Source organism: Streptomyces sp. MMS24-W38 (assembly GCF_059889265.1).
This window is the reverse complement of sequence record NZ_JCBCPP010000001.1, coordinates 4,569,316-4,586,054: the sequence shown is the minus strand read 5'-3', so window position 1 is coordinate 4,586,054 and position 16,739 is coordinate 4,569,316. Positions and strand designations below refer to the sequence as shown.

General features: G+C 70.3%; 17 protein-coding genes. 9 read left to right on the top strand and 8 right to left on the bottom strand.

Annotation, left to right across the window (positions count from 1 at the left end; translation table 11 throughout):
* Window positions 1–244: 244 nt before the first annotated feature.
* Complete coding sequence (locus AC6F7H_RS19785; protein WP_500758267.1) at window positions 245–2,041, top strand: alkaline phosphatase family protein; 1,797 nt, start codon at window positions 245–247, stop codon at window positions 2,039–2,041.
* 5 nt (window positions 2,042–2,046) lie between these two features.
* Here the strand turns inward: AC6F7H_RS19785 and dusB are convergent, their stop codons facing one another.
* Window positions 2,047–3,225: a tRNA dihydrouridine synthase DusB gene (dusB, locus tag AC6F7H_RS19780; RefSeq protein ID WP_500758266.1), complete on the bottom strand. Its 1,179-nt coding sequence runs from the start codon at window positions 3,223–3,225 to the stop codon at window positions 2,047–2,049.
* A 97-nt stretch (window positions 3,226–3,322) separates the two neighbouring features.
* On the opposite strand from dusB, the gene AC6F7H_RS19775 reads away from it, so the two are divergent.
* Window positions 3,323–4,768 (top strand): MFS transporter, encoded by a 1,446-nt coding sequence (locus tag AC6F7H_RS19775; RefSeq protein WP_500758265.1) that lies wholly within the window; start codon window positions 3,323–3,325, stop codon window positions 4,766–4,768.
* A 79-nt stretch (window positions 4,769–4,847) separates the two neighbouring features.
* Window positions 4,848–5,054 (top strand): hypothetical protein, encoded by a 207-nt coding sequence (locus AC6F7H_RS19770; RefSeq protein ID WP_500758264.1) that lies wholly within the window; start codon window positions 4,848–4,850, stop codon window positions 5,052–5,054.
* Window positions 5,055–5,119: 65 nt separating this feature from the next.
* Here the strand turns inward: AC6F7H_RS19770 and AC6F7H_RS19765 are convergent, their stop codons facing one another.
* Window positions 5,120–6,502 (bottom strand): glycine--tRNA ligase, encoded by a 1,383-nt coding sequence (locus AC6F7H_RS19765; RefSeq protein ID WP_500758263.1) that lies wholly within the window; start codon window positions 6,500–6,502, stop codon window positions 5,120–5,122.
* A gap of 160 nt (window positions 6,503–6,662) precedes the next feature.
* Between AC6F7H_RS19765 and AC6F7H_RS19760 the strand changes: the two genes are divergently transcribed.
* The 4 genes from AC6F7H_RS19760 (at window position 6,663) to AC6F7H_RS19745 (ending at window position 9,830) form a co-directional block, all read left to right on the top strand.
* On the top strand, window positions 6,663–7,616 hold the full coding sequence (locus tag AC6F7H_RS19760) for a metal ABC transporter substrate-binding protein (RefSeq protein WP_500758262.1): 954 nt from the start codon (window positions 6,663–6,665) through the stop codon (window positions 7,614–7,616).
* Between the two features lie 43 nt (window positions 7,617–7,659).
* The gene (locus tag AC6F7H_RS19755; protein ID WP_500758261.1) at window positions 7,660–8,430 is read left to right on the top strand and encodes a metal ABC transporter ATP-binding protein; all 771 of its coding nucleotides are present in this window, start codon (window positions 7,660–7,662) and stop codon (window positions 8,428–8,430) included.
* 3 nt (window positions 8,431–8,433) lie between these two features.
* Window positions 8,434–9,336, top strand: coding sequence for a metal ABC transporter permease (locus tag AC6F7H_RS19750; protein ID WP_500758260.1), 903 nt, complete (start codon window positions 8,434–8,436; stop codon window positions 9,334–9,336).
* 71 nt (window positions 9,337–9,407) lie between these two features.
* Entirely contained in the window at window positions 9,408–9,830 is a 423-nt protein-coding gene (locus AC6F7H_RS19745) for a Fur family transcriptional regulator (RefSeq protein ID WP_109378787.1), read from the top strand.
* A 72-nt stretch (window positions 9,831–9,902) separates the two neighbouring features.
* Here the strand turns inward: AC6F7H_RS19745 and AC6F7H_RS19740 are convergent, their stop codons facing one another.
* The 6 genes from AC6F7H_RS19740 to AC6F7H_RS19715 form a co-directional block, all read right to left on the bottom strand.
* Complete coding sequence (locus AC6F7H_RS19740) at window positions 9,903–10,751, bottom strand: isoprenyl transferase (protein ID WP_500758259.1); 849 nt, start codon at window positions 10,749–10,751, stop codon at window positions 9,903–9,905.
* Between the two features lie 43 nt (window positions 10,752–10,794).
* Window positions 10,795–11,541, bottom strand: coding sequence for a DNA repair protein RecO (gene recO, locus AC6F7H_RS19735; protein ID WP_202280432.1), 747 nt, complete (start codon window positions 11,539–11,541; stop codon window positions 10,795–10,797).
* Window positions 11,542–11,637: 96 nt separating this feature from the next.
* Window positions 11,638–13,653, bottom strand: a complete 2,016-nt coding sequence (locus AC6F7H_RS19730; protein WP_500758258.1) for a glycoside hydrolase family 3 protein — start codon at window positions 13,651–13,653, stop codon at window positions 11,638–11,640.
* Window positions 13,654–13,782: 129 nt separating this feature from the next.
* Window positions 13,783–14,754, bottom strand: coding sequence for a LacI family DNA-binding transcriptional regulator (locus AC6F7H_RS19725; RefSeq protein ID WP_500758257.1), 972 nt, complete (start codon window positions 14,752–14,754; stop codon window positions 13,783–13,785).
* Between the two features lie 257 nt (window positions 14,755–15,011).
* Window positions 15,012–15,227, bottom strand: coding sequence for a hypothetical protein (locus tag AC6F7H_RS19720; RefSeq protein WP_500758256.1), 216 nt, complete (start codon window positions 15,225–15,227; stop codon window positions 15,012–15,014).
* Window positions 15,224–15,442, bottom strand: a complete 219-nt coding sequence (locus AC6F7H_RS19715; RefSeq protein WP_500758255.1) for a hypothetical protein — start codon at window positions 15,440–15,442, stop codon at window positions 15,224–15,226. The genes AC6F7H_RS19720 and AC6F7H_RS19715 overlap by 4 nt, the downstream gene beginning before the upstream one ends.
* Before the next feature lie 126 nt (window positions 15,443–15,568).
* Here AC6F7H_RS19715 and AC6F7H_RS19710 point away from each other — a divergent pair, with 126 nt between their 5' ends.
* Both AC6F7H_RS19710 and AC6F7H_RS19705 read left to right on the top strand, forming a co-directional pair.
* Window positions 15,569–16,402: a helix-turn-helix domain-containing protein gene (locus tag AC6F7H_RS19710; RefSeq protein ID WP_500758254.1), complete on the top strand. Its 834-nt coding sequence runs from the start codon at window positions 15,569–15,571 to the stop codon at window positions 16,400–16,402.
* On the top strand, window positions 16,384–16,671 hold the full coding sequence (locus AC6F7H_RS19705; protein WP_500758253.1) for a DUF397 domain-containing protein: 288 nt from the start codon (window positions 16,384–16,386) through the stop codon (window positions 16,669–16,671). Before AC6F7H_RS19710 ends, AC6F7H_RS19705 begins: the two co-directional genes overlap by 19 nt.
* Window positions 16,672–16,739: the final 68 nt, after the last annotated feature.

The following is a 16,739-nucleotide window of genomic DNA, read 5'->3' as shown; positions in this document are numbered from 1 at the left end:
TCCTTTGAGAAGTGCAGTCGCTCATGATCCGCTCATCTGAGCGCACCTCTTATCAAGGGTGGCGAGAATCACGCTGTCGCAGTCGCCGGGATTTCACCATGCGGACGCCTCCCGTACCTCCGGTCCCCACGGCGGAACGGACCGTTGAACGAACCGGCCGGCACGCCCGTACGGAACTGCGGCGGATCCGGACCCCCACGCCGGGTCCGCCTCCTCACCGGGTTTTGCACGGAAGGACCTCCGGGTGCCTGTCTTCACACGCCTGCGCCGGCCGACACGGACCACCGAAGAGAAACGAGGGGACGAGAGGCAGGACGAGAAGCAGGGGGAAGAGACCCGCCCCACCCCTCCAGCCACCCGCACCCTCCGCACCCGCTACGCCGCTCTGCGCGACCGGCACCCCCGCGCCGTACGCGCCGCCCGCCGGACCCTGCACGTCCTCGCCGCCGCGCTGGTCGTCGGCGCCCTTCTGCTGCCCAACACCGCCGGTGCCCTGCGCCCCGACCGGTTCACCCGGATACCGGCCGAGGCGATCATCGGGGCAGCGCTGCTCCCCGCCCTGCCGCGCCGGCCCCGGATCGTCGCGGCCGCGCTGTACGGGATCGGTCTCGCCGTGCTGACCGTGCTGAACCTGCTGGACATCGGGTTCAACGAATACCTGGGCCGGGGCTTCAACCTGGTCCTCGACTGGGGGCTGCTCGACGACGCCCAGGCCTACGTCGGGGACTCGATGGGTCCCGCGACCGCCACGGCCGCCACCGTCGGCACCGTCGCCCTCGCCCTGCTCCTGGTGGTCGTGATGGCGCTGGCCGCCGTCCGGCTGAGCGAGCTGCTGGCCCGGCACCGCGCGCGGGCCGCCCGGGGCGCCCTCGTCGCGGGCACCGTGTGGATCACCTGCACCGCCCTCGGCCTGCAGGTCCTCGGTACGCCGGTCGCCTCGGACCGGGCCACCGCGGCGGCGAAGGTGCAGGCCCGGCGCGTGGTGGACACGCTGCGCGACGAGGCGGAGTTCGAGAAGGTGGCACGTTCCGACGTCTTCGCGGCCACGCCCCCCGGCGGGCTCCTGCCCGACCTGCGCGGCAAGGACGTGCTCATCACGTTCATCGAGAGCTACGGCCGCACCGCCCTGGAGGACCCGGTGATCGCCCCCGGCGTCACCCGCACCCTCGACACCGGCACCGAGACCCTCGCGAAGGCGGGGTACCGGGCCCGGAGCGGCTGGCTGACCTCGGCGACGTTCGGCGGCAGCAGCTGGCTCGGCCACTCGACGGCGTTGTCCGGCCTGTGGATCGACAACCAGCAGCGCTACCGAACCGCCACCGCGAACGACCGCCTCACCCTCACCAAGGCGTTCGGGAAGTCCGGGGCGTGGGACACCGTCGGCATCATGCCGGGTGTCCAGAAGAACTGGCCCGAGGCGAAGTGGTTCGGCCTCGACAAGGTCTACAACGCCTTCCAACTGAGCTATCAGGGACCGAAGTTCAGCTGGTCGACGATGCCGGACCAGTACACCCTCAAGGCCTTCCAGCGCCTGGAGCACGGCAAGGAGCGCGACCGGGGCAAGAACCTGATGGCGGAGATCATCCTGACCTCCAGCCACCAGCCCTGGGCACCCCTCCCCGAGATGGTCGGCTGGGACGAACTCGGCGACGGCTCCGTCTTCGGCCCCATCCAGAAGGCGGGGAAGGAACCCGGCACCCTGATGACGGACGCCACCAAGTCCCGTCAGGAGTACGGCAGGTCGGTCACGTACTCGGTGACCGCCCTCACCCGGTGGCTGGAGCGCTACGGCACCGACGACACCGTCCTCGTCTTCCTCGGCGACCACCAGCCCGTCGCCCGGGTCAGCGGCCTGCGGGCGAGCCGGGACGTGCCGGTGACGATCGTCGCCAAGGACCCGAAGGTGCTGGAGAAGATCGCCGACTGGAACTGGACGGAGGGCCTGAGGCCGGCCGGGGACGCGCCCGTGTGGAAGATGGACGCGTTCCGCGACCGCTTCCTGAAGGCCTACGGCTCCGTCCCGCACCCGGCCGGGCGCTGACGCGGTCAGCCGCCGGACGTGTCGAGTTCGGCGTCCTCGCCGACGCCCGCGCACTCGTACGGGTCCTTCAGCCAGCCGTCCGGCAGCGCCACCCGGTTGTTGCCGGAGGTACGGCCGCGGGGGCCGTCCGCGCCGGTCGGCCAGGGCTGGTCCAGGTCCAGCTCGTCCAGCCCGGAACGCAGTTCCCGGAGCGAGGAGGTGATCGCGAGCCGCTTGCGCATCTCCGAGCCGACCGCGAAGCCCTTCAGGTACCAGGCGACGTGCTTGCGGAAGTCGATCACCCCGCGCGACTCGTCCCCGATCCACTCCCCGAGCAGGGTCGCGTGCCGGACCATGACGTCGGCGACCACGCGCAGCGTGGGCCTGCGGAAGTCGTCCCGGCCCTCGAAGGCCGCGACCAGGTCGGCGAACAGCCACGGCCGGCCCAGGCAGCCGCGCCCCACCACGACCCCGTCACAGCCCGTCTCGCGCACCATCCGCAGCGCGTCGTCGGCGGACCAGATGTCGCCGTTGCCGAGCACGGGGATCTCCGGCACGTGCTCCTTCAGCCGGGCGATGGCGTCCCAGTCTGCGGTGCCGCCGTAGTGCTGGGCGGCGGTGCGGCCGTGCAGGGCGACGGCGCTCACGCCCTCCTCGACGGCGATGCGGCCGGCGTCCAGGTAGGTCAGGTGGTCGTCGTCGATGCCCTTGCGCATCTTCATCGTGACCGGCAGGTCCCCGGCGCCGCTCACCGCCTCGCGCAGGATGGACCGCAGCAGGTTCCGCTTGTAGGGCAGGGCCGAGCCGCCGCCCTTGCGGGTCACCTTCGGCACCGGGCAGCCGAAGTTGAGGTCGATGTGGTCGGCGAGGTCCTCCTCCACGATCATGCGGACGGCCTTGCCGACGGTCGCCGGGTCGACACCGTACAACTGGATCGAACGCGGCGTCTCGCTCGCGTCGAACCTGATCAGCTGCATGGTCTTCTCGTTGCGTTCGACCAGCGCCCGGGTGGTGATCATCTCGCTGACGAACAGCCCCTTGCCGCCGCTGAACTCCCGGCACAGGGTGCGGAAGGGCGCGTTGGTGATCCCGGCCATGGGAGCCAGCACGACGGGCGGCCGGACCGCGTACGGGCCGATCGCCAGGTTCGAGTGGTCCGGCCGGTTCGACGGGGGCTGAGCCGGGGTGGGCGTGGGCGTGGACATTCCCCCATTGTCCCGCATCCCGAGGGCTGCCCGGCACGACACATGTGCCCCTGTCATTAGTTAGCCGCACTATTGAACCGCGCGTACGATGGAACCCATGCCCGAGCTCAGCCCGCGCCGACGTCTCCTCGTGCTCGCGATCTGCTGCATGAGCCTGCTCATCGTGAGCCTGGACAACACGGTGCTGAACGTCGCCCTGCCGTCCCTCCAGAGGGACCTGCACGCGAGCACCGCGGGCCTCCAGTGGACCATCGACGCCTACACCCTCGTCCTCGCCTCGCTGCTGATGCTGGCGGGCTCCACGGCCGACCGGATCGGCCGCAAACGGGTCTTCATGGCGGGGCTGGTCGTCTTCACCCTCGGCTCGGTGCTGTGCTCGCTCGCCCCGAACCTGGACGCCCTGGTCGCCTTCCGCATGGTGCAGGCGGTGGGCGGTTCGATGCTCAACCCGGTCGCCATGTCGATCATCACCAACACTTTCACCGACCCGCGCGAACGCGCTCGCGCGATCGGCGCGTGGGGCGCGGTCGTCGGCATCTCGATGGCGGCGGGCCCCCTGGTCGGGGGCCTGCTGGTGGACTCCGTCGGCTGGCGTTCCATCTTCTGGATCAACCTGCCGGTCGGCCTCGCCGCCCTCACCCTCACCCTGCGCTTCGTCCCGGAGTCCCGCGCCCCCAAGCCCCGCCGCGCCGACCCGGTCGGGCAGCTTCTGGTCATCGTCCTGTTCGGCTCCCTGACGTACGCGATCATCGAGGCGCCGCACGCGGCGCCCTCCACCACCGCCCCCTTCGCCCTCCTCGCGCTGGCGGCCCTGATCGCCCTGCTGCTCTACGAGTCCCGCCGCCACGAACCCCTGATCGACCTGCGCTTCTTCCGCTCGGCACCGTTCAGCGGGGCCACCGTGATCGCGGTGAGCGCGTTCGCCGCGCTCGGCGGGTTCCTGTTCCTCTCCACGCTCTACCTGCAGAACGTACGGGGCCTCAGCGCCCTGGACGCCGGCCTGTGGATGCTCCCCATGGCCGTCCCGACCTTCCTGTGCGCCCCGCTCTCCGGCCGTCTGGTCGGCAGCCGGGGCCCCCGCCTGCCGCTGCTGATCGCGGGCGGCGCGATGACGGTGAGCGGGCTGCTCTTCGCCCTCTTCGAGGCCGAGACCTCCAATGCCACGCTGTTCGTCGGGTACGTCCTGTTCGGCGTCGGCTTCGGCTTCGTCAACGCCCCCATCACCAACACCGCCGTCTCCGGCATGCCCCGCGCCCAGGCCGGGGTGGCCTCGGCAGTGGCCTCCACCAGCCGGCAGCTGGGCCAGGCGCTCGGGGTCGCGGTGGTGGGCGCGGTGCTGGCGGCGGGGGTGGGCTCGTCGTCGTACGCAGACAGCTTCGTGTCGGCGGCGCGGCCCGGCTGGTGGATCCTCACCGTGTGCGGATTCGCGGTGCTGGTGGTGGGCGCGGTGACCTCCGGCCGCTGGGCCCGCGCGACCGCGCGGCACACGGCCGACCGGCTGGAGTCGGCGGAGATCCGCGAGGCGGCGGGCGTGGACGCGTAGCCGCACCCGGACCGGCCCTCCACCGAATTCACCTGCGCGCAAACCCCGTTGATGTTGCCCTTGCCGCACGCTCCGCGTCATGCCGCAGATCGACACGAGCAAGGTCAGCCGCTGGGACCGGCACGGCCGGGAACACGTCGTACGGATCCGGCGCACCGGGGTGCGGCGCACGATCAGCTGCCAGACGTGCGACTGGCGCAGACGCGCCCGGTTCCTGCCCTGGCCGATGGCGGAGGAACATCTGGCCCGGGCCCACCAGGCGACGGTGGATCCCACGGGAACGTGAACCGCCCCGGGCGGCGCGGGAAGCGCTGCCCGGGGCGGGTTCTGCGGAGTCGCGGTGCTACGACGTCAGCAGCCGATCAGGCGGCTCGCCAGGTAGCCCTCGATCTGGTCGAGGGAGACCCGCTCCTGCTTCATGGTGTCGCGCTCGCGCACCGTCACCGCGTTGTCGTCCAGGGTGTCGAAGTCGACCGTGACGCAGAACGGCGTACCGATCTCGTCCTGGCGGCGGTAGCGGCGGCCGATGGCACCGGCGTCGTCGAACTCGATGTTCCAGTGCTGCCGCAGCGTCTGGGCGAGGCCCTTGGCCTTCGGCGACAGCTCCGGGTTGCGGGAGAGCGGGAGCACCGCGACCTTGACCGGGGCCAGGCGCGGGTCGAGGCGCAGCACCGTGCGCTTCTCCAGCTTGCCCTTGGCGTTGGGCGCCTCGTCCTCGACGTAGGCGTCGAGCAGGAAGGCGAGCATCGCCCGGCCGAGACCGGCCGCCGGCTCGATGACGTACGGCGTCCAGCGCTCGCCGGCCTCCTGGTCGAAGTAGGAGAGGTCCTGGCCGGAGGCCTTGGAGTGGGCGCCGAGGTCGTAGTCGGTGCGGTTGGCGACACCCTCCAGCTCGCCCCACTCGCTGCCGCCGAACTGGAAGCGGTACTCGATGTCAGCGGTGCGCTTGGAGTAGTGGGAGAGCTTCTCCTGCGGGTGGTCGTACCACCGCATGTTCTCCTCGCGCATGCCGAGACCGGTGTACCAGTTCCAGCGCTGCTCCATCCAGTATTCCTGCCACTGCTCGTCCTCGCCCGGCTTGACGAAGAACTCCATCTCCATCTGCTCGAACTCGCGGGTGCGGAAGATGAAGTTGCCGGGCGTGATCTCGTTGCGGAAGGACTTGCCGATCTGGGCGATGCCGAACGGCGGCTTGCGGCGCGAAGTGGTCTGCACCTGGGCGAAGTTGGTGAAGATGCCCTGGGCGGTCTCGGGGCGCAGGTAGGCGACGGAGCCGGAGTCCTGGGTCGGGCCGAGGTGGGTGGAGAGCAGACCCGAGAACTGCTTGGGCTCGGTGAACTGGCCCTTGTTGCCGCAGTTAGGGCAGTTGACGTCGGCGAGGCCGTTCTCGGGGGCGCGGCCCTTCTTCTCCTCGTACGCCTCTTCCAGGTGGTCCGCGCGGAACCGCTTGTGGCAGGCGGTGCACTCGGTGAGCGGGTCCGTGAAGGTGGCGACGTGACCGGAGGCGACCCACACCTCGGGGGCCAGGATCACCGACGAGTCGATGCCGACCACGTCCTCACGCGAAGTCACCATGTAGCGCCACCACTGACGCTTGAGGTTCTCCTTGAGCTCGACACCCAGCGGCCCGTAGTCCCAGGCGGCACGCTGGCCGCCGTAGATCTCACTGCAGGGGAATACGAAGCCTCGGCGCTTGCTCAGGCTGACGATGGTGTCGATCTTGTCGGCGGCCACGGTGCTCTCTTCATTACGACGACGGGCGACGAAGCGAGATTGCTTCCAGCGAAGTTCTCAGGCTACCGGCGGGCCCTGCCCCTGGACCAATTAGGGCCTGCCGCAGGCCTCTCACCCGGCTTGTTGACAACGGTTTCCATGTTTGTTGAAAATGGGTGTCATGAACGTACGACGACGCCTCATACCCGCGGCTGCGGCGACCGCGGTCGCCGCAGCCGCCCTCGGTGCCCTGTCCGCCTGCTCCTCCGGCAGCAGCGCGGCCGTGGGCAACACCGACAAGTTCGACGTCGTCGCCTCCTTCTACCCCATGGCCTTCCTCGCCGAGCAGATCGGCGGCGACCATGTGAACGTCACCAGTCTGACCCAGCCCGGCCAGGAGCCGCACGACCTGGAGATCAGCGCCAAGCAGACCGCGCAGCTCGAGGAGACCGACGCGGCGCTCTACCTCAAGGGCCTGCAGCCCACCGTCGACGAGGCCATCGGCCAGTCCGGTGTGCGGACGAAGATCGACGCGGCCACGCTGACCTCCCTCGACCACGCCGCCGGGACCGGCGGCCACGAGGACGACGACGGGCACGGCCACAGGCACGACGGCCGGGACCCCCATGTCTGGCTCGACCCGGCCAAGTACGCCGAGATCGCCGAGGGCGTCGGCAAGGCATTCGAGAAGGCCGACCCCGACCACGCCACCGACTACGAGAAGAACACCGAGGCCCTGGTCGGCAGGCTGAACGACCTCGACGCCGAGTTCAAGGCCGGCCTCGAGCACCGGAAGACCGACGTCTTCGTCACCACCCACGCCGCCTTCGGCCATCTCGCCGCGCGCTACGGACTGACGGAGGAGGCCATCAACGGCCTCGACCCCGAGTCCGAGCCCAGCGCGGCGCGCGTGAAGCAACTCGCCGAGACCGCCAAGGCCGACGGGGTGACCACCGTCTTCTACGAGACGCTGGTCAGCGACCGGACCGCGAAGACCGTCGCCCGCGACGCCGGACTCAGGACGGACGTCCTCGACCCGCTCGAGGGCATCACCGGCAAGTCCCGCGGCGACGACTACTTCCAGGTCATGGAGTCCAACCTGCGGGCCCTGCAGACGGCGCTGGGCGCCAAGTGACCCACTCGAACCACCGGAAGGACACCGGCATGAGGACGGCAGCATGAGCACCGAGCCCGTCATATCCCTGCGCGGCGTCCACGCCGAGCTCGGCTCGCGCCCCGTCCTGCGCGGCATCGACCTCACCGTGCACCGCGGTGAGGTGGTCGCCCTGCTCGGCGCCAACGGCTCCGGCAAGTCGACGGCCGTGCGCAGCGTCATCGGCCAGGTGCCGCTCGGCGCCGGCGAGGTCGAGCTGTTCGGCACCCCGCAGCGCCGGTTCCGCGACTGGGCGCGCGTGGGGTACGTACCGCAGCGCACCACGGCCGCGAGCGGCGTGCCCGCCACGCTGACCGAGGTCGTCTCCTCCGGCCGGCTCTCCCGCACCCGCTTCGGCGTGTTCCGCAAGGCCGACCGCGAGGCCGTGCACCGCGCCCTGGACCTGGTCGGCATGGCCGACCGGGCGAAGGACCCGGTGGACGCCCTCTCCGGCGGCCAGCACCAGCGGGTCCTGATCGCCCGCGCGCTCGCCGCCGAACCCGAGCTGCTGATCCTGGACGAACCGATGGCGGGCGTCGACCTGGCCAGCCAGGAAGTGCTCGCCGAGACGCTGCGCGAGCAGGTCGCGAAGGGCACCACCGTCCTGCTCGTCCTGCACGAGCTGGGCCCGCTGGAGCCCCTGATCGACCGGGCGGTCGTGCTGCGCGACGGCTGCGTCGTGCACGACGGCCCGCCCCCGAAGGCGGTCGGCCAGCACGCCCTGCCCGGCCACGACCACGTACACCCGCACGCACCCGCGGGCGCCGAACCGATCCGCACCGGACTGCTGAGCTGATCCATGGAAATCCTGAACTACGCCTTCATGCAGCGGGCGCTGCTGGCGGCCGTCCTGGTAGGCGTCACCGCCCCCGCGATCGGCATCTACCTCGTACAGCGCCGCCAGGCCCTCATGGGCGACGGCATCGGGCACGTCGCGATGACCGGCGTCGGCCTCGGCTTCCTGCTCTCCTGGTCGCCGGTGTGGATGGCGGCCCTGGTCTCCGTCCTCGGCGCCGTCCTCATGGAGCTGATCCGCTGGTACGGCAGGACCCGCGGCGACATCGCCCTCGCCATGCTCTTCTACGGAGGCATGGCGGGCGGTGTCATGTTCATCAACCTCGCCCCGACCGGGTCCAACGCGAACCTCACCTCCTACCTCTTCGGCTCCCTGTCGACGGTCTCCGAGTCCGACGTCACGGCCATCTGCCTGCTGGCCGCCTTCGTCGTACTGGTCACCCTCGGTCTGCGCCGCCAGCTGTTCGCGGTCAGCCAGGACGAGGAGTTCGCGCGGGTCACCGGCCTGCCGGTACGGTTCCTGAACCTGCTCACCGCCGTCACGGCGGCGGTGACCGTCACCGTCGCGATGCGCGTGGTCGGTCTGCTGCTGGTGAGCGCGCTGATGGTGGTGCCCGTCGCCGCCGCCCAGGCGCTCAGCCGCAGCTTCGCCGCCACCTTCGCCATCGCCGTCGCCATCGGCGTGGCCGTGTCCATCGGCGGCACGGTCACCTCGTACTACCAGGACGTGCCGCCCGGCGCGACGATCGTGCTGCTGACGATCGCCGCGTTCCTCGTGCTGACCGCGCTGGCCACCCCGCTGGCCCGCCGCCGCGCCCGTGCCCTGGTCGCCGCACAGCCCGTCCCGGACCCCGCGGAATGCGCGGTCCCGGTCGGCCGGGACGCCACCGGCAAGGCCGGCGCCTGACGGCTCCCGGCCCGGATCCTCCCCGGACTGGCACAATGGCCGCGGCAGAGTCGGACGTGAGGAGGAAACCGGTGACCACCGCTGGACCGCCCGTGAAGGGCCGCGCCACCAGGCAGCGGGCCGCTGTGGCGGCTGCGCTCCAGGATGTCGACGAGTTCCGCAGTGCGCAGGAACTGCACGACATGCTCAAGCACAAGGGCGACTCGGTGGGGCTCACCACGGTGTACCGCACCCTGCAGTCCCTCGCCGAGGCCGGCGAGGTGGACGTGCTGCGGACCGCCGACGGTGAGTCCGTCTACCGCCGTTGCTCCACCGGCGAGCACCACCACCACCTGGTCTGCCGCACCTGCGGCAAGGCGGCCGAGGTCGAGGGCCCGGTCGTGGAGACCTGGGCGGAGGCCGTCGCCGCCGAACACGGCTACGTCAACGTGGCCCACACGGTGGAGATCTTCGGCACCTGCGCGGAGTGCGCGGCGGCCGGCCGCGACGACTGAGGTCACGGACACGGGACACGGCGAAGGGCGCGGAGACGATCTCCGCGCCCTTCGTGGTCCCGCCCGTCCCTGTTACTGCCCGCTCTCCTGCGGCTGCCTGCCCTCCATGGCCAGCAGCTCCTCGTTCGGGATCGCACCGCCGAAACGCCGGTCGCGGGAGGCGAACTCCAGGCACGCCCGCCACAGGTCCCGGCGGTCGAAGTCCGGCCACAGGACGTCCTGGAAGACCATCTCCGCGTAGGCGCTCTGCCACAGCAGGTAGTTGGACGTACGCTGCTCACCGCTCGGCCGCAGGAACAGGTCCACGTCCGGCATGTCCGGGTAGTACAGGTAGTTCTGCAGGGTCTTCTCGGTGATCTTGCCCGGGTCGAGGCGCCCCGCCTTCACGTCCTCGGCCATGGCCTGCGCCGCGTCGGCGATCTCGGCGCGGCCGCCGTAGTTCATGCAGAAGTAGAGCGTGAGCCGGTCGTTGTCCTTGGTCTGCTCCTGGGCGACCTGGAGCTCCTTGGCCACCGACTTCCACAGCTTGGGCATCCGGCCCACCCAGCGCACCCGGATCCCGAGTTCGTCGAGCTCGTCGCGGGACTTGCGGATGAAGTCCCGGTTGAAGTTCATCAGGAAGCGCACCTCGTCCGGCGAACGCTTCCAGTTCTCGGTGGAGAAGGCGTACAGCGAGATGGCGCCGACACCCATCTCTATCCCGCCCTGGAGCACGTCCAGCACCCGCTCGGCGCCGACCTTGTGCCCCTCGGTGCGCGGCAGGCCCCGTTCCTTGGCCCAGCGGCCGTTGCCGTCCATGACGATCGCCACGTGCTTGGGGACCAGCTCACCGGGGAACTTCGGGGGCCGCGCGCCGGAGGGGTGCGGTTCCGGCGTCTTGTACTCCCGGCGCTGACGCCCCAGGAACCCGCGTACGGCCATGTGCTTCCTCGTCTCCCTCTAGCTGGTACTGCTTGGGTTCTGGTTACTTCTCGACGTACCGGAGTGAGCGCAGCCCGCGCTCGAGATGCCAGTGCAGGTAGGCGGAGACCAGCCCGCTCCCCTCCCGGACGTGCCGCTCCTCGCACGCGTCCGCGGTCTCCCAGTCCCCCGTCAGCAGCGCGCCGAGCAGTTCCAGGGCCTCCGGCGAGGGTACGACGCTGCCGGGCACCCGGCAGTCGGCGCAGACGGAACCGCCGGACCCGACCGAGAAGAACCGGTTCGGTCCGGGCATCCCGCACCTCGCGCAGTCCCCGAAGCTCGGGGCGTAGCCGTTGACGGCGAGGGAGCGCAGCAGGAACGCGTCGAGGACGAGATGCGGTGCGTGCTCACCGCGGGCGAGGGTCCTGAGGGCGCCCACGAGCAGCAGGTACTGCTGCACGGCCGGCTCGCCCTCGTTGTCGGTGAACCGCTCGGCGGTCTCGAGCATGGCCGTTCCGGCGGTGTAGCGGGCGTAGTCGGTGACGATCGGGCCGCCGTACGGCGCGATGGTCTCGCTCTGGGTGCACAGCGGGAGGCCGCGCCCGATCAGCTCGCTGCCCTTGGCGAAGAACTGCACGTCCACGTGCGAGAACGGTTCGAGGCGGGCACCGAACTTGGACTTCGTCCGGCGCACGCCCCTCGCCACGGCGCGTACGCGTCCGTGCCCGCGCGTGAGCAACGTGATGATCCGGTCCGCTTCACCCAGCTTCTGGGTGCGCAGCACGATGCCGTCGTCGCGGAACAGACTCATGCCCCCCATTCTCGCGTACGCCCGGGGCTCCCCCGTCACGCGGTCGGGGCCCGTCCGGCGGACCGTGCCGGACGGGCCCGCCGGACGATCAGGCGATCACCCGTGGCTCAGGCCGAAGCCGTAGGCGTAGGTGTCGCCCGCCGCGTTCTCGTACGCGTAGTCGTACCCCTCGTCGTAGCTGGGCACGTCCGAGGCGTTGCGCTCCACCGCCGCCTGGTCCGCCGGGATGCCGAACGGCAGCTTGCCGGAGGGGTCGAACCGTCCCCGGATCACGTCCAGGGCGGCCTCGTGCGAGGTGTGGAAGGTGGCCAGGACCGCGTCGGCACCCGGCTCGATCTCGTGGATCAACCAGGGGTTGACCATGTCGACGTTGAGGACGACGGTCCCGATCTGCTCCTGGAGGGCCAGGATGCGCTCGGAGTCGATGCCGGTGTCGGAGTCCTTCGTCAGCTCGATGGACGGCCCGTCGTCCTCCGTGTCGTCCTCGCTCCAGGCCAGGCTCGGCGCCACGTGGAGGTAGGCGTGGGTCGCGTCCGCCGGGTCGTCGACCAGGGTGACGGCCGGGTCGTACTCGCGGATCAGCTTGCGCAGCGCCGCCGTCTGCGTGTCGGCGTCGCGCTCCTGGAAGACCTCGACGTAGAGCTTGACGCCGCCGACGCGGTCGTCGGTGATCGGGAGCGCCTTCCGGCCGCCTCCCGCGTCGTCGTTGCGCAGCAGCACCACGGACTTGCGGTGCGCCTCGTCCGCCCTGGCCTGCGAGGCGGGGTCGTCGGCGATGCGCTGCGCGCGGTCCGGGTCGGTGTAGGGATCCTCGAACAGGCCGAGGTCGAACATCTCGGTGAGCAGATGGGTCACCGACCGGTCGATCTGCTTCTTCGTCACCAGGCGTTTCTCGATCGCTTCGAGCAGCGGGGCCACGTCGGTGCCGCCGGAGAACAGGTTCGTACCGGCGTGGACCGCCTTGGCGTACTGCTCGGCCTCGGAGAGGTGCTCGACGCCCCAGGCCCGGTCGCCGATGATGCCGGTGTCGGAGTTGATGTAGCCGTCGAAGCCCATCTCCTCGCGCACCAGGTCCTGCAGGATCGGCTCGTTGAAGGCGAAGCCGACCTCCTCGAACTGCTGGTCCTTGGTGTACCAGAGCTTCTTCGGCAGCTGGGGCGCGCTGCCGTCGTTCTCCGGACGTGCGTAGTACGGCATGATCGACGTGGTACCGGCGTCGATCGCGGCCTGCACGGGCGGCAGGTGGTACTTCGCCAGGCTGCCCGCGGTCGGGTACTCGTTGGTCTGGCCCCACGGGTGGTGCGGGTCCTTGCCCTCGACCCGGGGGCCGCCGCCGGGGGCGTGCTTGGTGGTCTGCGCGACGCTGTGCGGGCCGAGCCTCCTGCCCTGGAAGCCCTTCACCACCGCGCTGATCATGTCCGCCGCGAGCTGCGGGTTCTCGCCGAACGTGCCGTCGGTCCGCGTCCAGCGCGGCTCGGTGGCGAGGTCAGCCATGTACATGTAACCCTTCTGGATGCCGACGGCGCGCCATTCCCTGGCGGCGATCTCCGCGAACTCCCGGACGAGTCCGGGGTCACGGGTGGCGGCCAGACCCAATTCGCCCGGCCAGGTGGACAGTTGCCCGCCGGCCTCCGCGTGGCCGATGGTGCGGTTGGGGTTCACGTGGTTGCGGGGGTTGGAGGTCATCACGACCGGTATGCCGAGCCTCGACGCCTCCCCCAGCTCCTGGAACTCGTTGTTGCGCTGTGCGAGGTCCCTCGGCTCGGGGTCGTCGCGCACGATGAAGTACCGCAGGTGGTCCTCGCCGAGCACGGTGCGGCTCGTGGTGTCGTCGAAGGTGGAGATGAGCATCATCCCCGCCTTCTCCTCCGTGGTCATCCGCTTGACGAGGTCCTGGGCGCGGATCTTCGACGGCAGGCGCCAGTTCTCGTACGGGTCCACGCGACCGTTGTCGTTGAGGTCGCGGAACCGGTCACCGCCCCGGGTGAGGACGTCCTTGACCCTGCTCTCGACGGAGGGCGCCTTCCCGCCCTGCGCGGCGGCCCCGGCGGCGGTCGCCGGGCCGTGCGGGACGAGCGCCAGCGGGAGAACGGCTGTCAGAGCCAGCCCCACCCTCCGGACGATTACGGCATTTCGGGCATGTGGAGACGAACGCATTGCTGAACTCCTTGTCACGGGATGGCGAGTGCCGGTCACGACCGCGGCGGCTGCCCGTACGCGGTCGGCGGCGGTGGGGCCCGCCTACTCCCTCCCGGTCGGGCTGCCGGTGGAGTCGCGTACGACGAGGTGCACGGGCAGCTCGCGGCGGTGGGCCGCCGGCTGCTCCGGGTCCCGCAGACGGTCGAGCATCAGGTCGACCGCGGCCCGGCCGACCTCCCGCGCCGGGACCTGGACCGTGGTCAGGGCGGGGTGGGCCATACCCGCCATCGGGATGCCGTCGATGCCGACGACGCTCAACTCCCCCGGGATGCGGATGCCCCGGGCGTGCAGCCGCGCCAACAGGCCCAGGGCCATGGTGTCGTTGTACGCGACCACGGCGGTGGCGCCGGAGGCGACCACCAGGTCGGCCGCCGCCACACCGCCGTCGTAGTACGGAGGGAACTGCCCCACCTCCGCCAGCTCCAGCCCCAGCCGCGCCGTCGCGGTCCGCAGGCCCGCCGTGCGCCGGCGGTTCGACCACGACGCGGGCGGACCGCCGACCCAGGCGAGACGGCGATGCCCGAGCGCCGCCAGATGCTCGACGCTCTGCCGCATGCCGTCGGCGTTGTCCACGGTGACCGCGGGTATCCCCGCCACCCGGCGGAACACCGTGACCAGTGCGGTCTCACCGGCCAGTCGCGACAACTGCTCGTCGTCGGTCCGGGGTGCGCACAGGATGACACCGTCGACCTGTTTGGCCAGCGCGCGGACCAGGTCCCGTTCGGCCGCGGCGTTCTCGTCGGTGTCGGCGATGAACACCGCGTAGTCCGTCTCGCGGCCCCGCGCCTGGACCGCCTTGATCACGCTGGGGAAGATCGGGTTGAGCAGGTCGGGCACGACCAGTCCCACGTTGCCCGTACGGCCGGTGATCAGGCCGCGCGCGGCCCGGTTGGGCGCGTAGCCCAGGCGGGCGGCCACGGCGCGCACCCGCTCCCGCGTCGCCGGAGTGACCAGCTCCGACATGCCCAGCGCACGGGAGACGGTGGCCGGCGAGACCCCCGCGGCCTTCGCCACATCCCGGATCGTTGTTGGCACGTGACCCTCCGATCTACGTGGGAGGAGTCTGAAATCCTTTGTGGAGCCGGGTCAACATGTACGTCGTAGAAACTTCTGACACCCTCGCAGGGTCGGAAAACAGCGCAGCTCAGCGAGGTGTCCGACAAGACATCGGGCCAACAGCGAAGCTCTGAAACCCTTTTCATCACGTTTCATTTGTTTCATCGCCCGGAAGTCGACGGGGCCCGGTCTGCACCAGACCCCGCGTCCCTGGGTCAGGCCAGTTCCCCCCGACTGCGCGCGTTGGCGTACGCGGTCGCCGCGCGCAACCGCTCGGCGGGGGTCGCCCGGCGCAGGGCGCCCGGTTCGGCGTCCCACTCCCGGCCGCCGCCGTACGGTCTCAGCTGGACGTAGGGCCCCTCGTGCCCCATCACGATGCCGATCCGCTCGGTCCGGGTGTCCACGACGTACACGCCGACCGGCGGTCTCATCGCGCCGCCGCGGCCATCGCGACCGCGATCCGCCGTGCGGTGTCCACGGAGCACCGCCCCAGGTCGACGAGCGGACAGGGCGCCTCCCGCGCAAGACTCACCGGGTCCAGCCCCAGTGACGGCAGGGTAATTCCGGTCTTCGCGAGTAACGCCCGCAACTCTTTCACCACTTCCTCCGCTTCTTCGACGCAGGGCGCCGAGTGCTGTGCCTTCACCCTGATTCCCTCCTTTTCGGCATTCACGCTTCCGGTCCTTAAGGTGCCCGCCGGAACCTACACTCGGAAGGGGGCTGCGGCCCACAAGTAACGGGCTGCGAAAAGAGCTTGAGAAAGGGGCCAGCAATGGCCAACGGTTCACGCCGAGCGGCATGGGAGTTCTTCGGCGCGGAACTGAAGCGACGCCGGGAGGAATCGGGGTTCACACGGGTGGAGCTGGGCGCTCGGATGTTCGTCTCCGGCGGTTACATCGGCCAATTCGAACAGACCATCCGAAAACCCCGACTGGACGTGGCCCAACGAATCGACGACACACTGCAAACCGACGGCTTTTTCGAACGGCTGTGGCGCAAGCTCATCAAGGAACAGCGGTACGCCGAGTGCTTTGCACATGCAGCAGAACTGGAGCGGCTGGCAACAAGCATCTGCGACTGGGCGCCCGCAGTGGTCCCCGGCCTCCTCCAGACACCCGCGTATGCCAGGGCCATCTATGTGGCAAGCAATCCGCTCGCCACGGACGAATACATCGAGGAGATGGTCGGCCTCCGCATGAACCGCGTTCAGCTCCTCAAGGACGCCACCAGGCCGGTGTATTGGGTCGTCCTGCATGAGGCGGTACTGCGTGTGCCGGTCGGCGGATCCGCGGTGACGGTCGAGCAACTCGACCACATCTCAGAGACGGCACGTGCCCGCAAGGCCCTGGTGCAGGTGGTCCCGTTCTCCGTCGGGGCACATCCGCAGATGGGCAAGATGATGACGCTCAAGGAGTTCGAGGACGCACCGCCGACCGCCTATACAGAGGGGGTGCTGTCAGGCAGTCTGCTGGACGATCCGGCAGTAGTGAGGAAAATCCGAGCGGATTACGATCTCCTCAGGGCCGCAGCTCTGTCACGAGAGGCGTCTCTGGCCATGATCGAAGCAGCGGCGGAGGGCTACAGACGATGCGCGAGTACGACCTGACCAACGCATGCTGGCGCAAAAGCACCTACAGCGGCGGCAGCGGCGGCGAGTCCTGCCTCGAAGTCGCCCACGACTTCCCCGGTGCCGCCCGCTGGCGCAAGAGCACCCACAGCGGCGGCGAGGAATGTGTCATGGTCGCCGACGGCGTCCCCGGTGTCGTCCCCGTCCGGGACAGCAAAGTGGCCGGCGGGCCCGTGCTGGTGGTCGGGGCGGTGGCCTGGACGGAGTTCATGGGCACCGTCACCGAGGGGCACCCGGCCCGGGGGTGAACCCCGGACGAACACGCCCGTCGCCCGGACGGCCGGCGAGTCTGCTGCCGGCCGCCCGGAGACCGATC